Source organism: Burkholderia sp. Ac-20379, from assembly GCF_017104645.1.
GTDB lineage: Bacteria > Pseudomonadota > Gammaproteobacteria > Burkholderiales > Burkholderiaceae > Burkholderia.
The window spans coordinates 1-2184 of sequence record NZ_JAAGPF010000602.1 but is presented as its reverse complement, the minus strand read 5'-3'; the positions used below and the strand labels follow the sequence as shown (position 1 = coordinate 2184).

Below are 2184 nucleotides of genomic sequence, written 5' to 3'. Positions count from 1 at the left end.
ACCGCGCCGGCGTCGCCGCCCGCATTGGCCTCGGCCGCCGCGATCGAATCGACGATGCGGCCCGCCAGCGACAGCACGCTCGCGCCGTCGGCGATCGCCATCACCGAGAGCTTCACCTCGAACGTCTCCTCGACCGCGAGGCCGAGTTCCATGCCCATCAGCGAATCCATGCCCATTTCGAGCACCGAGCGGTCGAGCGCGATACGGTCGGCCGTCATGTGCAGGATCCGCGCGATCTGGGTACGCAGCGTTTCGGAAACGAACGCCACGGCCTCGTCGTGCGGCAGCGCGGCGACCTGCTCGCGCAGCTTGTCGCCGCCGTCGCGCGACGCATCGCTGCCGCCGCGCGTCTGCATTTGCGCATACCGGCGCGCATTCGCGGCCGGCATGCCGCGCGACAGCGCCTGCCAGTCGAGCCGCACCACGGCCTCGCCGGCGATGTCGTCGATCAGCGCCTGTTCGAGCGCGTCGAGCGCTTCGTCGGACGTGATCGACGCGCCGCCGATGCGCGATTGCAGCGCCTCGCGCGTGGTGTCGTTGCGCGCCAGGAAGCCGACGTCCTCCAGCGGCCCCCAGGCCATGAACGTCGCCGGCCGGCCCGCCGCGCGGCGATGCGCGACCAGCGCCTCCAGGAAGCTGTTGGCCGCCACGTAGCTGCCCTGCCCCGGATTGCCGAGGAACGTGGTGGCCGACGAATACACAACGAACCAGTCGAGCGGCGCGTCGAGCGTCGCGCGATGCAGGTTCCAGGCCCCGGCCACCTTCGGCGCGAGCACGGCTTCGAAGCGGGCGTCGTCGAGGTTGCGCACGAGGCCGTCGTCGATCTGCATCGCCGAGTGCAGCACGCCCTTGAGCGGCGTGCCGCGCGCGGCGATCCGCGCCACCATCGCCTGCACCGCGCCGGCGTCGGTCACGTCGCAGGCCACGGCCTCGACGCTCACACCGAGCGTGTCGCGCCAGCGATCGGCTTCGGCCTGGGCGGCGTCGGCAAGCTGGCCGCCGCGGCTCGCCAGCGTCAGATGACGCGCGCCGCGCTCGACCAGCCGGCGCGCCGTGGCGAACCCGAGCCCGCCCGTGCCGCCGATAACGAGATAAGCCGCGCGCGAATCGAGCGCCAGCACCGGTGCGGCCGCGAGGCCGCGCGTCGGCGCGGGCGTGCCCGACGGATAGGTGACGAGCACCTTGCCGATCTGGCGCGCCTGCTGCATGTAGCGGAACGCGTCCTCGGCCCGCTCGGCCGGGAACGCGCGATACGGCAGCGGATGCAGCACGCCGTTGGCGAACAGCGCCATGACCTCGCCGAACAGGCGCGCGGTCAGCTCCGGCAGCACGCCCATCAACTGGTCGGCGTCGATGCCGAAATAGCTGATGTTGTTGCGGAACGGACGCAGCCCGATATGGCTGTTTTCGTAGAAATCGCGCTTGCCCAGTTCGAGGAAGCGGCCGAACGGGCGCAGCGTGTCGATGCTGCGCACCATCGCCTCGCCCGCCAGCGAATTGAGCACGATGTCCACGCCCTGCCCGCCCGTCAGCGCGCGCACCTGATCGGCGAACGCGAGGCTGCGCGAATCGAGCACATGATCGGCGCCGAGCAGGCGCACGAACTCGCGTTTCTCGTCGCTGCCGGCGGTGGCGAACACCTCGGCGCCGACGTGGCGCGCGATCTGGATCGCCGCGATGCCCACGCCGCCCGCGCCGCCGTGCACCAGCACGCGCTCGCCGCGGCGCAGGCGCGCCAGCTCGACCAGCGCATACCAGGCCGTGAAGAACGTGGTGGGGATCGTCGCGGCTTCCTCGAAGCTCAGACGCGCCGGCTTCAGCGCGATGGCGTCGGCGCGCGTCACCACGCGCGTCGCGAAGCAGGCCGGCGCAAAGCCGAGCACCGCGTCGCCCGGCGCGAAGCCGGTGACGTCGCGACCCACGCGCACGATGCGGCCGGCCAGCTCCATGCCGATGGTCGCGCCGGCGAAGCCGTTCTCGACCGCTTCGTCGGACAGCAGGCCCATCGCGTACATCACGTCGCGGAAGTTCAGGCCGGTGGCCACCGGTTCGATTTCGACGTCGAGCGCGGCCAGCGGATGCTCGGCCAGCGCGAACCATTCGAGGTTGCGCAGCGAGCCGGGCGCGTCGAACGCGAGCACGGCCGGCACGTTGGCGGCCGCGGCCGGTTCGCGCGCGGCCGCG

General features: G+C 72.0%; 1 protein-coding gene. It reads right to left on the bottom strand.

The genetic code is table 11. The annotated features are described in order from the left end of the window. Positions 1 to 2184: type I polyketide synthase (locus G3N92_RS33135; protein WP_206131729.1), on the bottom strand; the 2184-nt coding region annotated here is incomplete at both ends.